General features: G+C 29.6%; 20 protein-coding genes. All 20 read right to left on the reverse strand.

Annotation, left to right across the window (positions count from 1 at the left end; genetic code table 11):
• Nucleotides 1-9 precede the first annotated feature (9 nt).
• Nucleotides 10-1137, reverse strand: coding sequence for a DegT/DnrJ/EryC1/StrS family aminotransferase (locus SCB73_RS03825; protein ID WP_320568827.1), 1128 nt, complete (start codon nucleotides 1135-1137; stop codon nucleotides 10-12).
• Entirely contained in the window at nucleotides 1130-1558 is a 429-nt protein-coding gene (locus SCB73_RS03830; RefSeq protein WP_320568828.1) for a WxcM-like domain-containing protein, read from the reverse strand. Before SCB73_RS03830 ends, SCB73_RS03825 begins: the two co-directional genes overlap by 8 nt.
• Nucleotides 1555-2520: an MraY family glycosyltransferase gene (locus tag SCB73_RS03835; protein WP_320568829.1), complete on the reverse strand. Its 966-nt coding sequence runs from the start codon at nucleotides 2518-2520 to the stop codon at nucleotides 1555-1557. The genes SCB73_RS03830 and SCB73_RS03835 overlap by 4 nt, the downstream gene beginning before the upstream one ends.
• Before the next feature lie 9 nt (nucleotides 2521-2529).
• On the reverse strand, nucleotides 2530-3462 hold the full coding sequence (locus SCB73_RS03840; protein WP_320568830.1) for a GDP-L-fucose synthase family protein: 933 nt from the start codon (nucleotides 3460-3462) through the stop codon (nucleotides 2530-2532).
• Between the two features lie 39 nt (nucleotides 3463-3501).
• Nucleotides 3502-4620, reverse strand: a complete 1119-nt coding sequence (gmd, locus tag SCB73_RS03845) for a GDP-mannose 4,6-dehydratase (protein ID WP_320568831.1) — start codon at nucleotides 4618-4620, stop codon at nucleotides 3502-3504.
• A 60-nt stretch (nucleotides 4621-4680) separates the two neighbouring features.
• Nucleotides 4681-5577 carry an NAD-dependent epimerase/dehydratase family protein gene (locus tag SCB73_RS03850; RefSeq protein ID WP_320568832.1) on the reverse strand — a complete coding sequence of 299 codons (897 nt, stop codon included), beginning with the start codon at nucleotides 5575-5577 and terminating at the stop codon, nucleotides 4681-4683.
• A 17-nt stretch (nucleotides 5578-5594) separates the two neighbouring features.
• Nucleotides 5595-6341, reverse strand: a complete 747-nt coding sequence (locus SCB73_RS03855) for a glycosyltransferase family 2 protein (RefSeq protein WP_320568833.1) — start codon at nucleotides 6339-6341, stop codon at nucleotides 5595-5597.
• A 33-nt stretch (nucleotides 6342-6374) separates the two neighbouring features.
• Complete coding sequence (locus SCB73_RS03860; protein ID WP_320568834.1) at nucleotides 6375-7508, reverse strand: NAD-dependent epimerase/dehydratase family protein; 1134 nt, start codon at nucleotides 7506-7508, stop codon at nucleotides 6375-6377.
• Nucleotides 7509-7558: 50 nt separating this feature from the next.
• On the reverse strand, nucleotides 7559-8578 hold the full coding sequence (locus SCB73_RS03865; RefSeq protein ID WP_320568835.1) for a glycosyltransferase: 1020 nt from the start codon (nucleotides 8576-8578) through the stop codon (nucleotides 7559-7561).
• Nucleotides 8579-8580: 2 nt separating this feature from the next.
• Nucleotides 8581-9768, reverse strand: a complete 1188-nt coding sequence (locus SCB73_RS03870; RefSeq protein WP_320568836.1) for an O-antigen polymerase — start codon at nucleotides 9766-9768, stop codon at nucleotides 8581-8583.
• Between the two features lie 2 nt (nucleotides 9769-9770).
• The gene (locus SCB73_RS03875; RefSeq protein ID WP_320568837.1) at nucleotides 9771-10739 is read right to left on the reverse strand and encodes a WaaS/CpsH family glycosyltransferase; all 969 of its coding nucleotides are present in this window, start codon (nucleotides 10737-10739) and stop codon (nucleotides 9771-9773) included.
• 56 nt (nucleotides 10740-10795) lie between these two features.
• Nucleotides 10796-11671, reverse strand: a complete 876-nt coding sequence (locus SCB73_RS03880; RefSeq protein ID WP_320568838.1) for a glycosyltransferase family 2 protein — start codon at nucleotides 11669-11671, stop codon at nucleotides 10796-10798.
• A 171-nt stretch (nucleotides 11672-11842) separates the two neighbouring features.
• Entirely contained in the window at nucleotides 11843-12670 is an 828-nt protein-coding gene (locus SCB73_RS03885; protein ID WP_320568839.1) for a glycosyltransferase, read from the reverse strand.
• A 24-nt stretch (nucleotides 12671-12694) separates the two neighbouring features.
• Nucleotides 12695-13324 (reverse strand): LbetaH domain-containing protein, encoded by a 630-nt coding sequence (locus tag SCB73_RS03890; RefSeq protein WP_320568840.1) that lies wholly within the window; start codon nucleotides 13322-13324, stop codon nucleotides 12695-12697.
• Complete coding sequence (locus SCB73_RS03895; RefSeq protein WP_320568841.1) at nucleotides 13324-14703, reverse strand: lipopolysaccharide biosynthesis protein; 1380 nt, start codon at nucleotides 14701-14703, stop codon at nucleotides 13324-13326. Before SCB73_RS03895 ends, SCB73_RS03890 begins: the two co-directional genes overlap by 1 nt.
• A 100-nt stretch (nucleotides 14704-14803) precedes the next feature.
• A complete protein-coding gene (locus SCB73_RS03900) occupies nucleotides 14804-15730 on the reverse strand; it encodes a glycosyltransferase (RefSeq protein ID WP_320568842.1) in 927 nt (308 codons plus the stop codon).
• Between the two features lie 3 nt (nucleotides 15731-15733).
• On the reverse strand, nucleotides 15734-16660 hold the full coding sequence (locus tag SCB73_RS03905; protein WP_320568843.1) for an NAD-dependent epimerase/dehydratase family protein: 927 nt from the start codon (nucleotides 16658-16660) through the stop codon (nucleotides 15734-15736).
• 63 nt (nucleotides 16661-16723) lie between these two features.
• Nucleotides 16724-17797: a Wzz/FepE/Etk N-terminal domain-containing protein gene (locus tag SCB73_RS03910; protein WP_320568844.1), complete on the reverse strand. Its 1074-nt coding sequence runs from the start codon at nucleotides 17795-17797 to the stop codon at nucleotides 16724-16726.
• 7 nt (nucleotides 17798-17804) lie between these two features.
• Nucleotides 17805-20249, reverse strand: coding sequence for an SLBB domain-containing protein (locus tag SCB73_RS03915; RefSeq protein WP_320568845.1), 2445 nt, complete (start codon nucleotides 20247-20249; stop codon nucleotides 17805-17807).
• Between the two features lie 50 nt (nucleotides 20250-20299).
• Nucleotides 20300-21346, reverse strand: a complete 1047-nt coding sequence (gene rfbB / locus SCB73_RS03920; protein WP_320568846.1) for a dTDP-glucose 4,6-dehydratase — start codon at nucleotides 21344-21346, stop codon at nucleotides 20300-20302.
• Nucleotides 21347-21348 lie beyond the last annotated feature (2 nt).

Consider the following 21348-nt stretch of genomic DNA (forward strand, 5'->3'; position numbering starts at 1 on the left):
TATTTTTTCTTACTCGGAGAAATTATAAATAACTTCTTTAATTCTTATTTTATCTTCGTTTTTTAAATTTGATCCTGACGGCAGGCATAAACCTCTTTTAAATAATTCTTCTGCAATATTACTTCCGTAGTAGGGATATTTTTCAAAAATTGGCTGTAAATGCATAGGCTTCCATAAAGGACGACATTCTATATTTGCATTATCAAAAACAAGTCTCAAATTTTCTCTTTGCTCTTTTGTTTTTAACAATACTGTATTTAGCCAGTAATTCGAAAAATAATCCTCATTTAAATTATCAAAAAGTTCGATGTCTTCCATTTTCTCAAAAATTTCTTTATAAAAAAAATGATTACTTCTTCTTAAATCAATATTCTTTTCTAAAATATTCATTTGTCCAAGACCAATACCTGCACAAATATTACTCATTCTATAATTATAACCAATTTCACTATGTTGATAATGGACAGCCTCATCCTTTGATTGAGTGGCATAAAATATTGCTTTCTCTTTTTTCTCATTCGAGTTTGCAATTAATGCTCCCCCGCTAGAAGTTGTAATAATTTTATTTCCATTAAAGGACAAAACTCCATAATAACCAAAACTACCACATTTCTTTCCTTTGTACTTGCTTCCTAAAGCTTCTGCACTATCTTCAACAATTGGTATTTCATATTTATCAGCGATTGCATGCACTTCATCAACTTTATAAGGCATACCATATAAATGAACCGCAATAATTGCTTTAGGTTTTTTTCCTTTTTTAATTCGGTCCTTAATAGCAATCTCTAATTGCTTTGGGCAAATATTCCATGTCTCTGATTCACTGTCTATAAAAACAGGAGTTGCATTTTGATACAAAATAGGATTTGCTGAAGCAGAAAATGTCATACTTTGACATATCACCTCATCGCCTTCTTTAACTCCCAATAAAACCAAAGCCAGATGTATTGCTGATGTTCCAGAGTTTAATGCTGCTACAAAATTATCTTGACCGAAATAATTCTGCAATTCATTCTCAAACTCGTTTACATTTGGCCCTCCCGAAGTAATCCAATTTGATTTTAAAGCTTTCTGGATATATTCTTGCTCAAAACCGCTCTCCTCAGATAATGATAAATAAATTCTTTTACTAGTCATTTTTAATAATCCAATAATCTGAAGGATAACGAACATCGTCTTCCTCAACTTTTGTTAAAGGCAAAGTCGAAAATGACATTAATTTTGAATTTTCTTCCAAAGATTCTACTGCATTTGCGTAACCTGCCGGAATATGGACAATTTTGCTATCTGCTTCTGAAACAAAAATAGTCTCAATGATTAAATCTTTTGACGGATTTTCCCAATTATCAATTTTAATAAAATGAATATTAAAAGATCCTGAAAGACAATAAAAATTTTTAGCGTCTAATTTATGTCCTTGCCATGCACGGATTGGATTTTCGACAGAATTACTTATGATATAGAATCTTTCAATATCTGCAAAACTAAAATCGTTTACATATGAGATACTGCCTCGGTGATCTGAGAATTTTCCACCTTGAATTATTTTAGGAATCATAGCTCTAATCTTAGTTTGCTTTTACTTAATAAATAAAATTTTAGCGAATAAACTAAAAGCAATGGAACAAGTACAATTGAAAACAAAACAATGTCTTGTACTTTTTGATAAAGAAAAACGACTAAACAAGAAACTCCAATTTGAACTAGTGCATAATACAGAGAAACTAAACGGTGCTGTATTTTATATTCGTTACTCAGAACTTGATATAAATGCAAACGATGAGCTTCAAAAATATTTTGTTTTAAATAAAGGCGATGAACAATTGTACAAATAGCATCAACGCCATATACTGCAAGAAACAATAGCCAAATAAGAGAATTCGTAACCAAAATAAGTTTCGAAATCAAATAAATAATCCAAAATGCAATCGCAATACTTCCGACATCACCAGCAAAGCACTTTGCTCTTTTTCTGTAATTGAAAAACAAAAAAACTACACTTGCCATCATGGCATATTTTATGAAAGCTCCATCAGTAAAAAGCTGAATTTTTGTATTTACATACAATAGTGCGCCCATTACTACCAAAGTGTATAGACCTGTAATACCATTAATTCCATCCATGAAATTATAAGCATTAATCAAACCGACTGCTAAAACGTATGCGACCAAAATTCCCCAAAGCGGCAATAAATCGAACAAGGCCAGATCATAAAATATTAAAGAAATAGCAAGAAAATGGACCGAGATTCTAATTTTATTAGACAAACTTTGAATATCATCCCAAAAACTAATTAAACTCACAAGCGTAATTCCCGTAAAGAAAAAGTAATTATTTTGAACATTCTGTACAAAATAAAGCAACGCAGAAAACCAAAAAATAATTCCACCTCCTCTTAATGTTATTTCGGTATGTGAACTTCTTAAATTAGGTTTATCAATAATATTAAACCGATCTGCTATTTTAAAATAAAGCAGCATTATGATCAATAAAATTATTCCTAGAATTGTGTATTCCATTTTACGAAATTATTCCCAGTTAGTATCCTTTATTTCATCATAAACTTTTTGAATACCTTCTTCTAAACTTGTTTTTGCTTTCCAGCCAAAACCATTCAATTTAGAAACATCCATTAATTTACGAGGTGTACCATCTGGTTTAGAAGTATCTGTTAATATTTCACCTTCATATCCAACTATTTTTTTTACTAAAATAGCCAAATCTAAAATTGAGATGTCTTCTCCTACACCAATATTTACCAATCCTTGTTCATTATAATTTTCCATTAAAAACAAACAAGCTTCTGCAAGATCGTCTGCATGTAAGAACTCTCTTTTCGGACTACCTGTTCCCCAAATAGTTACAGAAGATTCATTATTACGTTTCGCTGTAATAAATTTTCTTAACATAGCAGGAAGAACGTGTGAATTCTTTAAATCGTAATTATCATTTGGTCCATACAAATTTGTTGGCATAACAGAAATAAAATTACACCCAAATTGGGCTCTGTACGCATCACACATTTTGATACCAGCGATTTTTGCAATTGCATAAGGTTCATTTGTAGGTTCCAATTCTCCTGTAAGCATATATTCCTCTTTTAGTGGCTGAGGAGCCATTTTAGGATAAATGCAAGATGAGCCTAAAAACATTAATTTTTGTACGTTATTTAAATATGATTGATGAATTATGTTATTTTGAATCATCAAATTTTCATAGATAAAATCTCCCCTAAATGTGTTATTTGCAATAATTCCACCCACCTTTGCCGCCGCTAAAAAAACATAATCCGGCTTTTCAGTTGCAAAAAAATCTGCAACAGCTTGTTGATTTCGTAGATCTAGCTCTGACGAAGTTTTTAGTACAAAATTTGTATATCCTTTAGCTCTTAATTGACGCAAAATAGCAGAACCCACCATTCCACGATGCCCAGCTATATATATTTTATCTTTTAAATTCATACTCTTAATTTCAGGAATAAATTATTCTGATTTCTTAAATTAATATCTTATTGCTGATCTTACTTCACTTAACATCTTTTCTCTTTTAACATAATCAAGATCGGACATCATCATTTCTTTAACTAGTCCAGCCAAATCATATTTAGGAACCCATCCTAATTTTGTTTTTGATTTAGTAGGATCTCCAATAAGTAAATCAACTTCTGTAGGACGGAAATATTGTGGATCAACAGCAATTACTTGTTTACCTACTTCAATTTGATAGTCTGGATTACTGCAAGATGCAACATATCCTTTTTCATCTATTCCTTCTCCTCTAAATTCGATATCTATCCCTACTTCAGCAAATGACATTTTAACAAAATCACGTACATAAGTAGTTTCTCCCATAGCGATTACATAATCTTCTGCGACATCTTGCTGCAGAATTCTCCACATAGCTTCTACATAATCTTTTGCATGCCCCCAATCACGTTGTGCATCCAAGTTTCCTAAGTATAAACAATCTTGTTCTCCTAAAGCAATCGCTGCTGTCGCCATAGTAATTTTGCGAGTTACAAAAGTTTCTCCTCGGCGTGGAGATTCGTGGTTAAATAAGATTCCATTACAAGCAAACATGTTGTAAGCTTCACGATAATTTTTAGTAATCCAAAAGCCATAAATTTTAGCAACCCCGTAAGGCGAACGTGGATAAAAAGGTGAATTCTCGTCATACAATCCTTTTTCATTTTTATTTTCAGCTAGTCCACCATATAATTCAGATGTCGATGCCTGATAAATACGAGTCTTCTTTTCTAATCCTAAAATACGAACTGCTTCTAAGATTCTTAAAGTTCCAATTCCATCAACATTAGCAACATATTCTGGAGAATCAAAAGAAACTTTTACATGACTCATTGCTCCTAAATTGTAGATTTCATCAGGCTGTACCTCTTGAATAATTCGAATAATATTAGTAGAATCAGTTAAGTCTCCATAATGCAATTTAAAATTTACGTGAACCTCGTGTTGATCTTGGTAAATATGATCAATACGCTGTGTGTTAAAAGAAGATGCTCTTCTTTTAACCCCATGAACTTTATATCCCTTTTCTAATAATAATTCGGCTAAGTATGAACCATCCTGTCCTGTAATTCCTGTAATAAGGGCTGTTTTCATTTTGTATTTTATATATTTTTTAATTATATTCTCTAATTATATATACAAAATTAGAGTTAATCATAAATCATTATCTTTTAAATAATCTAAAACAGATTGTGGATTCCAGTTTAATTCATTCCTTGCTTTAGAATCATCAAACGTTAAATCAGTTGTTATTTTTTTTACCTTAAAAGTATTCAATGGAGCTTTATCGCCCAAAACATCTCCAATTTTACCTATTAATTTTGCTAAAAAAAGCGAAACATTATGTGGCTTCCTTTTAACTTTATTTTTTGCAATTATATGGCTTAACTCACAAAAACTAGGATGATTACCATCGGTAAGATTATAAACACCTCCTACTGGAGATACTTTCCTTATAAAAGAAGCGACGTCCTTTGTCAAAACCATGCTTTTTCTTGCTATCCCTCCCCCGATGTTAAAATAATAACCTTTGTTAATTGCTTTGAGCATAGCCCCTAAATTACCTGGTGGATTTTTTCCCACTAATAAAGGCAATCTTAAAATTGTACAAACAACATTATTTTGATCACACCAAGTTGTAATTAATTTTTCGGCTTCAATTTTGCTTATCCCATAAGGATCTTTAGCATTTAATAAATCATTCTCATTTATGTTAATTCCAACTTCTCTACCATAAACTGAAACTGAACTAATGAAAACAAACTTTTCGGGAATAAATGACCTTTCAAGCCCCATTAATAAATTTTGCGTTCCTATAACGTTAATATCATGAAAAGCTTTTTTTTCATTTTCTGTTTTTGGAACAACGTGTGCTTTTCCAGCAGAATGTATTACAAGTTCAAATTTCTTTTCAAAGTTAGGAATCTCATTTTCTAGTGAAACTTGAATGTCGCCAGTGCTTCTGGATAAGCAAGTTATATCTTCATTTGAAAACTTCTTGAAAATTTCTTGGCCTAAAAAACCACTTGCACCTGTTAATAGTATTTTCAAAATCTTTTTTGGATAAATTAAACAAACTGAAACAATCTTTTTATAACTCTTAAAGGCATTAATTTATACGGTGCTTTTAAGCTGTTTTTTTTCCATGCTCTAAGAATTTCCTTGTTTTGATTGATTATATTACTTATACTTTGATTTGTTGCTCCACCCAATCTCATTTTCACAATTAATCTGTTGAAATACTTAGCTTTAAAATTATTTTTTTTAAACATTCTGAGCATTAATTCGTAATCAGCTGCAAGCTTGAAATCTAAATCAAACAGTCCTGTACTTTTATAAACTGAACTTCGGACAAATAAGGACGGATGTGGCGGTACATTACCATTTTCAAAAAAATTATTATAATATTTTTTAGATTTCCAATTCCTTACTACCTTTTGAACATTATCACTCTTAACATATACTAAATCTCCATAAAGTATATCTAAATCTGCATCAGCGTTAAAAAAAGACATAACATCTTCAATTACAGTGTTATCTTCATATAAATCATCAGAATTCAAAATTCCAATAATTTCACCAGTAGCAGCCCTAATGCCTTTATTCATAGCATCATAAAGACCTTTATCTTTTTCAGACACAAAATAACCTAATTGATTATTATAATTATTTATTAGTTCTACTGTCTTGTCTTTTGAGCCTCCATCAATAATTATGTATTCAATATTTTTATAAGTTTGAGAAAAAACAGAATGCATCGCATCCTGTATAGTTTTTTCATTATTATATACAACAGTAATTATGGATATTTTCATTTATTTAGAATATTTTAAAAAAGAAATTCTTTTTTACTTTAACAGTCCTTTTTTCTTCATTTCGTTAAGTGAGTTGCTTAACTTATCTTCTTGAATTTCTTGTTGCAGAACCCAGTTTGAAAACTTCTCAATACCTTCCTTAAAATAAACTTTAGGCTCAAATCCTAAATAATTTTTAATTTTAGATAAATCTGCATAATTATGACGGATATCGCCCAATCTAAAATTGCCTGTTACTGTCACCGGAACATCAATTTCATAGGCTTTTATTAATGAATTTGCAACCTCAAGAACATCTGTTGCAACCCCAGTGCCTACATTAAAAACATGACCGTTTGCTTCTTCTTTTTCTATTCCAAGAATCGTAGCTGCAACAACATCATCAATAAAAACAAAATCTCTAGATTCTTTACCGTCTTCAAAGATTTGAATAGGGTTATTATTTCTTATCTGCGTAGAAAAAATAGACAAAATTCCGGTATAAGGATTAGATAATGACTGTCCAGGCCCGTAAACATTTTGATATCTAAATGCAACAGGCGCAATCCCTAATGTAGGGCAAACTGTCATAATCATTTGTTCTTGATTTTGTTTTGTAATACCATAAACTGACGAAGGGTGAATTTTAGACTCCTCATCTGTGGCAACTAATTCTAATTTTTGATCATCTTTATAAGAAAGTTCAAAATTTCCAAGAAGCATATCTTTTTCTTTTCTATGTATAGGATATACGATACCAAATTCTGGATGTTTGTATTTTCCTTCTCCATAGATAGATCTAGATGAAGCAACAATAACTTTTTCAACTGAACTCTTATTATTAGCTAATATATCAAGCATTATTGCTGTTCCTTGTATATTTACTTCAGTATATTTCTCAATACAGTACATCGATTGTCCTGTTCCCGTTTCTGCAGCTAGATGTACTATTATATGTTGGCCATCGAGAGCATTAATCCAATCTTTTCGAGACGTGACTGTTCCTTTTATAAATTTTACTTTATCTTTTATACTTTTATATAATGGAGATGTAGATTCTGGATTTTCGCCATGTATTTGTTCTGAAAGATTATCCAAAACTGTAATTGTATGTCCTTTATCCAAAAGTTGAAGAGCAAGATTGCTACCAATAAATCCAGCCCCTCCTGTAATTAATATATTTTTCATTTATTCTATATATAATTTTATTTCTTCTTATTATTTTCCTTTTATAGCTTTTATAAGTTTCTCAACGCAGCAAAATGACGTATAAAATAAATATTATTTCTGTTAAGAATTTTAAATTTTACCAAATAAAACAAAAGCTTTTCAAGTTTAGAAAGATATGATTTGTACAGTAATTTTTCATTGATTGCTGTTTTAAAAAAAGACAAGTTAAAAATGTAGTCCAAAATTTCTCTATTATGCTTCTTATCTCTACCGAACATTAAAACACTATAAATAATTGAAAAAATGATTCGAATATATAAGACCTTATACTTTTCATAAAAAGTATTCAATTTATTATTCTTTTCAAAAAAATCATACAACCCGTCTAAAATGACAACTTTATCTAAAATTTTTGGAGATATTGTCTTCATTATTGAGCCTGGTCGTTGTCTGTATCCAATTAATACATCATCTATTTTTGAAATTTTATTAGCAAAAAAGAAAGCCTTATAAATAAAGTCCATGTCTTCAAACCATACCCCTTCTTTAAACTTCAAATTATTATGTTTTAAAAAATTGATACTATAGATTTTATCCCAAGCTGCAAAAGAAACTTTGTTCTGAAATAAATGATCCATTTTTTCTTCTAGAGAAATAAGATCTCCTTTGAAATTGATTTTATCAGGCCTAAATTTCTTTTCATCAAGATCTATGAATTCATAAAATTGCGCTACTAAAATATCGGCTTTTTTTTCAACCGCATTGTCATACATTTTATAAATAACAGTTATATCTTCTATATAATCATCACTGTCAAAGAAAAAAACATACTCACCTGTCGCAAATTCCAATCCATAATTCCTAGCGGAACTCAACCCTCCATTTTCTTTTCTTAATAATTTTACATTATTATTATCTTTAACAAATTCATTAGCTATTTCTAAGGATGAGTCTTTTGACCCATCATCTACCAATATTACTTCACAGTTATTATTAATAGGCAACAAACTATTTAAAAATTGCTTAAAATATAATTCAACATTATAAAAAGGAACTACAATACTAATTTGATATTTATTTTTATTCATTTTTATTTTAATTTAACCCTGTCTACAATCCCCAAAATTATTGGCCAGAACAAAATTGTACCTGTTGCATACCACATATTACTAAAAGTACACAATAAAATTATTGAATTTAAAGAAGCAAGAGCTGTGCAATAATATATACTGTTTTTTCTCACTAAAAAAGGATATATTAATGCTGCGAGCATCATTATTAAATACATCAAAATAAGCCCTATTGATCCTAAAAAAAAATAGGAAGGAAAATATACAGTCGCGGCATTTAATAATGGGGTTACTAAATAGGTTTCACCATCGCTATTTTCCATTTCATCTGCGTAACCACATAATGCAACTAGCCTTTTGCTAATAAAATCAGGGAATAATTGAGTTGTCGCAAACACCCCTACATTTGTTATAGCAAATTCATCTTTCTTTTCATTTACAATATTTTGTAAATTTCCCATTGGAGAAATGAGATAAATGTAGCTCCAGTAAAATTCCCCAGGGACTCCACTATCAATAAAAGAATCTGTTGCTCCTCCAACTCTTAATAAATATTCTTTGTCGTCTTTAGTCTGTTCTTGTCTAAAGTTACCCACAACACCGAACAGGTATAATACTGATCCTAAAACTAGTACCGGCTTAATTATTCCTTTTATGCTAATTGATTTTAAACGGATCAAAAACATAAATATCATAGCACAAAACACAATCATAAATGCACCGCGATTCATAGTGAGTATGTAGGGTACTAATGTAATAATAAAATAAAGCAATATCTTTTTGCTTTTAGTACACAAATAGAAATTAAACATTAAAATTGAAAAAAAAATATTAAATGTGCTTAATACTACATGAAAGGTTGGAATACCATCAAAATCTTGATAAGAATATGATGAATTTAAAAAGGTGGATATGATTGGAACACTTCTTTCATATAAAAATTCTAATATATAGCCAATAATAATGAAATATAATGCCCTTTTTGTAAAGGATGGTTTAAGATCGACCTCTATAATATTTACTTTTAACGTCCTTTCCTGTATAAAGGACAGAATTAAAGAAAAGATAATTGTAAAAAACAAAAAATAAAGTAAAAACCCATTTAATTTTGGAAATAAAGCTGACCATCCTATTTGATATAAAACCAATATTAATGCAAAAGAGACTGCATATACAAAACAAGGGAGGTATAATATTTTATGCTTCATCTTTAATTAATGAAAACTTCTACTAGCCATTCTTCTAAAGAAAGCACTACTTTTTTTTCATTTACTGCATCAAAATTGAAAAAATCATTATCTATTTTTATATCATTTAAATCAAACAAACTAACGAGGCCAGAACTCGCAACTAAAGCATCTTTTTTGAAGAAAACATTATTAGTGGCTACCTTGGTATTACATGCTAAAGATTCTATTACTCTCATTGCTAATCCTGTTTGACGAGAATTACTGACATCGACCATTATTCTTGTGTCAGCGACAATTTGCAAGTACTCTGATCTATTCATATGCTTAAAAGAGACTATGGATCGATCAAGAGTCTTTCCTTTAAAAAAGTATTTAACCCTTGTGCTAAAAGGCATAAATAAAAAAGGTTTCAATACATAACCATTTTCAATACAGAATTCTTTAAATTTTAGTATAGCATCGTATCTTTCTTCAAAGAAAAATCCCATGAAAAAAAAGTCGAATTTATAATTTTTCTTTTTAGTGCGATAGTCTTCGACATCTTTTGTGTAGAATAAAGGAATATATTTAATATTTAAGTCCTCACTATCTTTAAAATCAAATGTTTTTACGGTATCAAATAGTGGAATAAGATGTTGAAAAGGATTTGTTCTTTCTGAATCCCATTGATACATTATAGTCTTGCAATTTGGATTATTTTTTTTGAATACCTCCAAAAAAGAAACAGGCATCATATATCCTCGAATAACGAACAAGTAATCATATTTTTCATTCTTAATCGCCTGTAGTATTTTATTATAATGTTTTGACTGATATTTAGCCAGATAGGATGTGAAAAAATTATTAATAATATTAAAATCAAAACCATAAGATCTTTCAGGAAAAAAATCTACTGAAGCACCATTTTTTAAAAATTCAAACTTTATCATGTTCTCATAATCATGAAAGTTAGGTGCGATGAATAAGATCTTTTTTTTGTTTAAATTCATTATCTTTTAATATTAAATGGAAATTTATGGAACTACTATTAACTCAATAAAAGGTCTTAATTACTTATCCACTTATAAATCATTCTATTAATTGTATTTTTATTTTTTAGTCCTATAAATTTATTCACCAGTGCTTTTTCTTGACCATACAAATTATTTTGATATACTTCATTATATTTCTGAATTTGCAAGATATTAGGCATTAAATAATTTCCGTTTTTTATTCTTTCGAAAAAACTTTTTACTCTATCAATAAATGTAATTTTTTCTTTTATTGTAACGCTACTAGAATGACTACGATAGTACATTAATGGCTCATTAATATATATCGCATTACCAAAACCATACGCAATTAAAGCTATAAGATAGTCGTGCATTATTATATCCTTCATATCGCATTTGATAAGTTCATCTCTCATTCTTTTATTAATAAGACAAGTACATCCTGTTACAATATTAAAAATAAGAAGTTTTTTGAAGTTAAATCTTTCTGCAAAAAATCCATGAACTTTCCAAAATGAAGGATGTGTAACATTATCCTTTTCATCAATCAAACATAAATCATGAAAGACTACCATTGGTTTATCTTTTTTTGGATTTATTGCGGCCATTTGAATTTCAATTTTATTCTTATACCAAATGTCATCCTGATCGCACAATGCTATATATTCACACGTTGCGAGCGACATTGCATATTTAAAAGAATTATTTGAGCCTAAATTTTTCTCACTAAAAAAAAGTTTAACTACATCGTGTTTTTCTTTGTATTCATTTAAAATTTCGCGAGTTGAATCCATAGAATAATCATCAACCACAATAATTTCTTCAATGGGATAAGTCTGCTCTAATATAGAATCCAACTGTTTTTTTAGATATGCACTCCCATTATATGTACATAGTACAACACTAACTTTACTCTTTTCTTCAGACATTAATTTTATATTATAAAAATTTCTTAATGGATAATTTGATGCTTAGAAACCTTTTTTTTTAATTTATGAATTTATTTTTTATCATATTTTAAATAATTAAATATTCTTTATTCTACAATTTAACAAATGTTACCGTTGATATAATATATAAAATTATTTAATTAATGTTCTTCATTTAAGGCCATGATAAACACCTTTAAAAATGGATTTGATTTTATTGCTTTTATCGATCTCTCCCAGAATAATTTTAACAATTCTATAAAGAATATAATTTTTAATTAAATTAAGTTTATACTCCTTTTTATAAAATTTAGGATAATTTTTCCACAACAAAATATGATTTCTAACAAGGTAATAAGTCCGGAATGAGGAATAATTTTGTGTTGTTAAGCCGAACATTATTTTTAATGGATAACCTAATTCATGAATTAATTCAATTGAGGGAAAGATTATTGTCTTTAATCCAAAATCACGTTTAATTCGATAACAAAATTCTTGATCTACCGTATCGATAAAAAGATTTTCATTGAAGCCGCCTACTAAATCAAAAATACCGAGAGGGAATATGGAGCCAGATGTAATAGCATCTGATTCTTCAAAAGGTTCCTTACTATTATTTACGAGTAATTCTCCACGATTGCTGAAATTAGGCGCAAAAACTCCTATATTATTTTCTTTAAAATTATAAATCAAATTAATAAATTTTTTAAGATGATCATCTTTAAAATAACTATCTTGATCTAAAGTCAAAACATGTGTAAAATCCTCTTCGTTTAAAAATTTTATTCCGCTATTTAACGCGCTTCCAATTCCTACATTTCTACCATCACCAATTACCACTATATTACCATATAAATCGCAATATTCGCGAGTTTCAACATCTAAAATTGAATTTTGATACAAGACAATTTTATCAACATTGCCTCTTAATTTCTCTAAATTAAATATAAAAGATTTGACATTTGGATTGTAAACAATAACAATTGCGGCTAATTTCACTATTTATGTATTAAAAAATTTACTTTAAAGTGATTTTATAATTTTAGCAGGATTACCTCCGACTACAGAATTAGGGGGTATCGATTTAGTAACAACAGCGTTAGCTCCAATAATAGTATTTTGTCCAATAGTTACATTAGGCAAAATTACGACGCCCTCACCAATCCATACATTATCTTTAATTTCAACTGGTCCCTTAGAATAAAGTGGTCGTTCGAAGGGAGAACAAAGGATTGAATCAGTATCTATTTTTCCGTGATAATGATCTGTAATAAAAACTTTGCTAGCCAACAAAACGCCATTACCGATTGTGATTTGATTAATTGCTCCTACATGGCAATCATGATTTATTCTAACATTATCACCAATCACTATTTTCGGATTAAATTTTAATCCTGAATATTCGTCAATTGCTTCGAGACGAAAACGCAAACCGCAATTAAAATTTTCACCAATTGAAATATATTTTTCTCCATGTAAATAAAAAGGTTTCATTATAAAGAAATTTTTTCCAATTTGATTAAATTGCTTTGAAAACCATAAAGAATAGACGTAATTGCAATAGAACTTGATTTTTCCAGCACTTTTAGGATTTAGAATAGTATAAAATAAGCTAACTAAAAGTCCAAGTATTTTAAAAATAACTTTTTTCATTAGATTTCTTTAATAACAGCATGCCATGCAGTTTTTTTATTTTTAAAAATTAAGTAAGTCCAAATGAAACTTAAAATTGTAAGAATCATATAGCCAAGAGTCATTCCAAAAGAACCAAATTTTTTCCCTAAAACAATCGTAGATATAGAACATAAAATCCCAATTACTATACTCAATATTAGCATGGGTTCTTTTTTATGACAACGAAGGTAAGTTGCCCAAGCATTTATTACATGATTCAAAAATATTGGTATCGTCATAAATAACATCGGAAAAAACGGCAGAAAACGATCAGCGATATTTTCACCTTGTATTTTAATATCAAAATGACGAAATATAAAGATTATCATAAAAAAGAAAGTTAATGCAACAAAATTTAAAAATGATGATTGAATAAGTGTCTTATTAAATAAAGAATCCAGTTCTTTATAATTCATTTTAGAAATTAGGCTCGAAAAAATTGGAACCTTCGTACTTACCCAACTTAAAGTAAACATCAAAATGGAATTCAAAACTGCCAACGTCATTCCCATTTGACCTGCTACTATTGGACCTTCTGTGGCAAAAAGAACAGGATTGAATAATTGAAAAATAAAATACCCACTAATCCAGCTTAAAGCAATTTTCCATTGAAAAGGAAAGATTTCAAGTCGATAGTTCACCTTATAAACATCTATTTTATTCCATATAAAAACTAGCATCTTTTTCTTTTCACTAAATAGAATCCAAATAGGAACTAACAAAAATGCAATTATTGCCGCTAGAGGGCTTGAAAATAATTTAAAGCCAATAAAAAACAAACTAAGAATTAAAAGCAGCTGAACTACCTGCTGTATTAAACGAATTTTGGCCACTTCCTTAATTTTTCCTAATCCTTCCAAAAAAGCTAGAATTGGAGAAATCATTAAAGAAAGTGAAGTTGTAACAGATAAAATCACCCAAGGAATTTGCCATTCGACAACAGTATCATTTTTACCAAATTTATAAAAAAAGCAATAACCCGTTATTAACAAGCCAATAAATAGCAAAATAGCAATAACAGCAAACCATCTTATAGTAAATCGTAACAATGAAGAGAGTCTGGAACTAGCTTCAATTGGTCCAGAAAAACTAACTTTATCTTCCCACTTTAAATTAGCAACTTCATAGGCCACAAACTGAGTAATAATATTAGAAAGACCTAATTCAAAAAAAATCTGAATTGCCAATATACTCCCGAAAGTATAATAATAGCCTTGTTCAACTTTTGATAAAAATTTAGCTACAAAAAGCAAAGTAATAACTCCTCCTCCCGCTTGAATAATTCTTGACAAAACTGTAAATGCAATAGCACCATCAATACCCAATTTGTTCTTCAACAAAAAAATCTTTTTTTTCAATCTTTTTTTTATTATAATTTTTTTTTAATAGCTAATTCTTTTTCATTAGATAATTAATTATAGAAAAAACACATCCAACTAATTACTTTTTAGTCCAACATTAAGTACTTTTACTACTTTTAATTAAAACTAAAAAAGCATGTGTTTTCTTTTTAAGAGCCAATAAATAACTTAAAAAAAGTAATTTAAAGTAACTGTTTTTACCATAATAAACTTGCAGGCTTCCTTTAATGTTTTCCAAATTAAAAGTAAATTCGTTTTTGTTTATTTTAGTATTGTAATACCAAATAATTAAAAAATTAAAAAACAAATCGTCCTTTATTTTTTCAAAAGTTAAAGAAGAAATATGTCCTTTTTCCTTTGTTTGTTCCATCATTTGCAAATAATCCACGGCAAAAGTTCTAAACAAATTATAACCGCCTTTTTGTGGGACTTCCTGATTTTCAAAAAAAACGTAATCATTAATAATAAATAAATCTTTTGAATATTGATTTAGTAATAAAGAAGTGTGAGGAAACATTTTATTAACTTCTAAATCCGACATATTAATAAAATCTTCTTTCCAAATTGAAAATCCGGAACTCCAAGTATTCCAGAATGACAAATCTAAATTAAATGAATTAAAAGAATCATACTTTTTTAATTCCTCTTTGCCGGAATTTTTAAAAAAAACCAGAGGTCTGATTGGTTCATTCTGCTTAATAAAAGAAATCAATTTTGACAAACCTTGACTTGAAAACATAGTATAATTATTATGCAACTTTAAAAACAAACCTTTGCCTAATTTCAAAGCATTTATGGAATTTAAAAAACCTTCACAATCCGTTTTACTATAAACAATATTTGGAAATTGCTCGTAAGATTTCATCAATATTTCTAGCTCTTCATTTTTTGAATTATCAGAGAGAACCACCTCAAAATCAGAATAAGAAACCGTACAGTCAGAAAATATGCTATCTAGAGTATTCTTCAAAATTTCAATCCGTCCGTTAGTAGGGATACATATTGAAAGATATAAATTTGCCATTAACTATTTATTTTTCATTTTAGAGATTTCATAATTATAAAAGTTTTTGATGCCATCCTCGATACAAATTTTAGTGTCTCCAACTATGTCGCAAAATTTCTTTACATTTAATATCATAACCGGAACATCAACAGGTCTTCCTTCTAAATATTCAACTTCGAAATCAGCGACTGAACATTTTTTTAAAATATCAATAATTTCGTTTACAGAATAACCTTTACCACTTCCTATGTTAAAAATTTGATTATTGTCCACATTTTCGATTATTCCAACAACTCCCTTTGCTAAATCTTCAATATTAATATAGTCTCTAACAACAGTACCATCTCCCCAAATCGAAATTTTTTCACCATTTAACAAATGACCTATTGAAGCAGCGATCAATCCTTGTTTACCAAATATATTTTGACCAACACCATAAGGATTGGAAGGCCGTATAATAAGGTAGTTTAAATTTGATATTCTGCCTTCCAATAAAATAGACTCTTCTAATATAAGCTTAGAATGACCATAATATGAAATTGGGTTAGTTTTACTTGACTCACTAAAAATGCCGCTTTTATTTGTCCCATAAACAGTTCCTCCTGAAGAGAAAAAAATAAACCTAACATTTGATTTTGCAAAAAAAGGAAGTAAAGTAATTGTAGGCTTAATTATTATTTCAAATTCATTAAGATAAGCATCGATATCACTTGATGGGATTAAGCTAGAGGCCAAATGCATTACGATATTTATTGAATTATCGACAACAATTTTTTTAACTAACTCTATCTGTTCTAATTTTCCATAAAAAAATGTAACATCATCATTCGTATCATGTATTTTACCTGGTAATTCTAAAACAAATATTTTATATCTTTCTTTTTTTAAATATTTGATAATATTGGATCCAATAAACCCAGTCCCCCCTAACAACAATACATTCTCCATATACTTGATTAATTCAAAATTTCATGAGATGTTAATGTAATTACCCATGACACAAAAAAATAATTAATTTTCACTTAAATCTGTGAATACTTTTTTAAATATTAGAAATAATACACTAAAAAAAACTGCTAAAAAGCTTCCCAGAAAAAGCCCTTTAATTTTACCAAATTTTTCATTGGCTAAAGGTAAAATTGGTCTATCAATAACTTGTATCAAGGGAGTTTCTTTGCGCAAAGTAACCTTAGCCAATTCTGACTGCTTAACCAATTCTGTTAAAATAGCAGTATTTGCTTGTACATCTACTTGTCTTCTTGCTGAAGGCGCTCTTCGAACATTAAGCGCAGGATTCAAATTAAACGTATTATCATTTGCAATAGCTACACCAGTAATTGCACCGTTTAACTCTCCTCGTATTGAATCCACCTGATGCTCCAAAATATCCATATTCAGTCTGGCCTTCTTACTTTTGGTCTCTACATAAAATTTCCCAACCTGTCTAGCTAAAGCTTCACAGAAAAATTTTGCAAATAATTCATTAGTAGAACTAACATCAATACTAATAATTGAAACCTTTTTATCTTTTTGTGAAACAGACAAACCAGTTTTAGATAAATCACTATATAAAACACCTAAAATACTATCCTGATCTCTTGTAAAAAATTTACGATTTGCATTTGGTAAAAATTCAATAGATGCAAGTCTAGGTTTATCATCCCACTTTTTACGCCATTCATTGTTTTGAATGTACATTTCAGCTAACGAAATCAACTTCCCTTTTACTTCCACAGGAGTTAGTAGTGTTTTTTCCACCATAGATCTCGATTTAAATAGTTCAGTCAAATTAGACCCTGTAAAAATTCCACCTCCGCCACTACCTAAGTCTAAACCGAATGAGCTAGCTAATCCTAATGCACCACCCAAACTTCCTCCACTTTTTTCGTCTTCTAAAGCAAACGTTAATGTAGCAGTATATATAGGTTTTTTCACAAAAGAATATGTTATCCCTAAGCTTGCTCCTATTACACCAATTAAAAAAATAGATTTTCTCTTATAATGCAAATAAAAATACCATTCTTTTATTTTTTGGATTAATTCTTTTAAAGAAATTTCATCGTTTTCAATAGTTTTCTTCTCCATTAAAAAATTATTTAAAAGCAGTAACAATTAATAATGCCAAACTAGTAAGTACACTACCAATACTCACCCATTCTCCAGTACTCATCTTTTTAGTTTCGGGCTTTTCCGGAACTACAATTTGAGAATCAGGCTCTACAGTAGGATATGACCTAAAAAACAAAAATGATTTTGTAACGTCGGCTTTACCATTTGGATAAATTATATAGGCTTTTTTCTTCCATCCTTTGCTATCAACACCTCCAACAGCATTGATATAGTATTTAAATCCTTTACCATTTCTATAAGGAATTTCAGAAGTAAGCAAGACATTTCCAGTAACTTTTACTCCTTCATTATAAACAGCAACTTCAATTTCATCGCCCGGAAATAATGTAACATTTGAATAGTGATTTTTATCCTTTACAATTTTCTCCCAGTTTACGGGAATAGTCGCAAACTTTAAATCTTCTTTTAGTTTTTTAGTCAGTTTTTCTTTTAATGTATCATTCTTAGATAAATTCAAATCAATACTTTCGATTTTTTCAATCTGTTCTTCTTTAATAGGTCTTTTAATTTTCATACCATCCAAATTCGCGATCGATGTCAAACCTCCCGCTCGCATAACCACATTATAAACTGTTTCTTTTTTATTTGCCAAAACGTATTTCCCCGGATACCCCACGGCTCCTGAAACAGTAACCATTTGTGGTTTTTCATATACAGCCATTTTACGTACATTGATTACATCAAAAGGTTTTAATATAAAGTTTTTAACTTGTTCGTTATTATCTGCAGTAATTTCTAATTCAATTAATTCGACACGTTTTGGGTCTGTATCATCAATAACATCAGATTTCACCATTCTAGCAATTTCCACTCTTTTTGATGCTGAGCCGGTAAGACCTCCAACTTGGACAACTAAATCATTAAGTGTCAAATTTTCAAAATATTCATACTCACCTGGGTTTTTGACTTCCCCATCAATTGTTACTTTGTATTCTTCTCTAAAATCTAATATAGAATATACCGTTACAATATCTTCTCTTTTTAATTCAATGTCAGCATTTAAATCCCCAGACAATGCACTCCCTAAATCAACATTTACAATTTCAGTGGTTAAATCTGTTTTTAAACGAATAATTCTTGCACGTTTTGTATAGGCATCTTCTTTAAGCCCTTCGGCTCTTGTAATAAGATCTGAAATTCGCATCCCTTCACTAAATGAATAATAATCTGGTCTAAAGACAGCGCCTTCAATTTTGATACGGTTTTCAAAACGATTTAAAATTTTTGTTACTCTAAAAACATCTCCCGACTGTGGAATATAGTTACTATATTCACTTTCATTAATATCATGAACTTTAAATTCTTTTCCTGTTTTTTGCAAAACATTTACAGATGCAGTATAAGCAAACTCGTTAAACCCAGAAGCAAAACTTAATAGATCAGAGAATTTCTCTCCCTTTTTCATTTCGAAGATTCCAGGGCGTTTTACCTCACCTTCAACTATGACTCTATTTGTATAAGCTGGAATTCTAATAACATCATTGTCTTTTAATGTTACATTATCTGATTGATCTCCTTTAACCAAAAATTTATAAATATCAACATTTCTGTAGACCTTATTGTTTCGCAATAACTCAATATTTCGATAACTTCCATTTTTTCCAGGACCACCTGCTAAATGCAATGCATTATAAACCGTGGCTAAAGATGAAATTGAATAATTACCTGGCTGTTTGCCACCAACAATTGTAACTTTAATAGTTCTAATTCCGCTCAAACTAACACTCACCTGTGATTGTCCTGATCTTACTGTACTATAAACTCTTGCAATTGCCGCTTTTATCTTTTGAGTGGCCGCTTCTATTGTCATTCCTGAAACAGCGATTTGTCCGACATAATCAATCGTAACTTTTCCTTCAACACTTACTGGAATGCTAGCATTAAATTCCTGAACTCCGTAAACGCTTACCTGTAATTCATCGCCTGGCCCTAAAACATAATTCATAGGTGTTGCCAATTTTAAATCTGGTTCAAAATTCAAAGTTGGATTATCAAAAAGTTCAGAACCAAAAATTAAAGCGTTTAATGAATCCTTAACCTTGTCATTTTTAATTTTTTCTTGCTTTCTCCCAAACTCAGAATCTTTTTCTGTTTTCTTTAGCTTAGCATCCTTGTCATTATTTTTATCAGAATCTTTAGCAATTTTCTTCTCATATTCTGTAAGCTTAACTCTTAATTTGTTAAACTCAGTTTGCGACATACCTTTTGACAAAGCCATCGGTTCAACTTGATCAAGTGTTGTGTTATTGCTTTTTAGCTGGGCGCTAACTTTTGCTAAATCATCATCTGACATATAATCTACTTTCACAGTACTCAAATCCTTAGACTTAAGCAAATCTTGAGCATGTCCATTATAAGAAATCAATAAAATAAAAAACAATGTAAGAACGTAAGTTATCTTTTTCATTTTCAGCTTTAATTTTAACCTTTATACTTATTTATAAATGAAATATAAAATTATGAATATTGTTTTTGGTAATAATCTTTATAAGCCCCTGAAGTAACATTTTTCAACCATTCCTCGTTACTTAAATACCAATTAATTGTTCTTTCTAGACCTTCTTCAAAAGTTACAGATGGTTTCCATCCTAATTCTTTATTTATTTTTGACGCATCGATAGCATAACGCAAATCATGCCCTGGTCTATCTTTTACATATGTAATTAATTTTTCAGAAGCCCCATTTTCTCTTCCTAATTTACCGTCCATAATTTGGCATAATAACTTAACCAAATCAATATTTTTCCATTCATTAAACCCTCCAATATTATAGGTCTCATGATTTTTACCTTCGTGAAAAACTAAATCAATCGCAATAGCATGATCTTCTACAAAAAGCCAGTCACGTGTATAATTACCATCTCCATAAACCGGCAAAGGCTTATTGTTAATGATATTATTTATAAAAAGTGGAATTAATTTTTCTGGGAAATGGTACGAACCATAATTATTTGAACAATTTGTCAAAACATATGGAAGACCGTAAGTTTCTCCATAAGCCCTCACAAAATGATCTGAACTTGCTTTTGAAGCAGAATAGGGAGAGTTAGGATCATAAGGTGTTGTTTCTGTAAACAAACCTTCAGCACCAAGAGAGCCATATACTTCATCTGTACTAATATGGTAAAATCTTTTTCCTTCAAAATTGCCTTTCCATTGATTCTTCGCTGCGTTCAGTAAATTCATTGTTCCGATAACATTTGTCTTAACAAATGCTAGCGGATCTTCGATAGAACGATCTACATGAGATTCAGCTGCTAGATGCAAAACACCATCAAAATTATGTTCAGAAAAAAGCTCATTAATAAAAGTTTCATCAACGATATCGCCTTTTACAAAAGTATAATTCGGTTGATTTTCAATATCCTTAATGTTTTCAAGATTTCCTGCATATGTCAATGCATCTAAATTAAAAACCTGATATTCTGGATATTTATTTACAAAACGTCTCACAACATGAGACCCAATAAAACCAGCACCGCCAGTTATTAGTATTTTTTTCATTT

This window comes from Flavobacterium sp. KACC 22761, assembly GCF_034058155.1.
Classification (GTDB): domain Bacteria; phylum Bacteroidota; class Bacteroidia; order Flavobacteriales; family Flavobacteriaceae; genus Flavobacterium.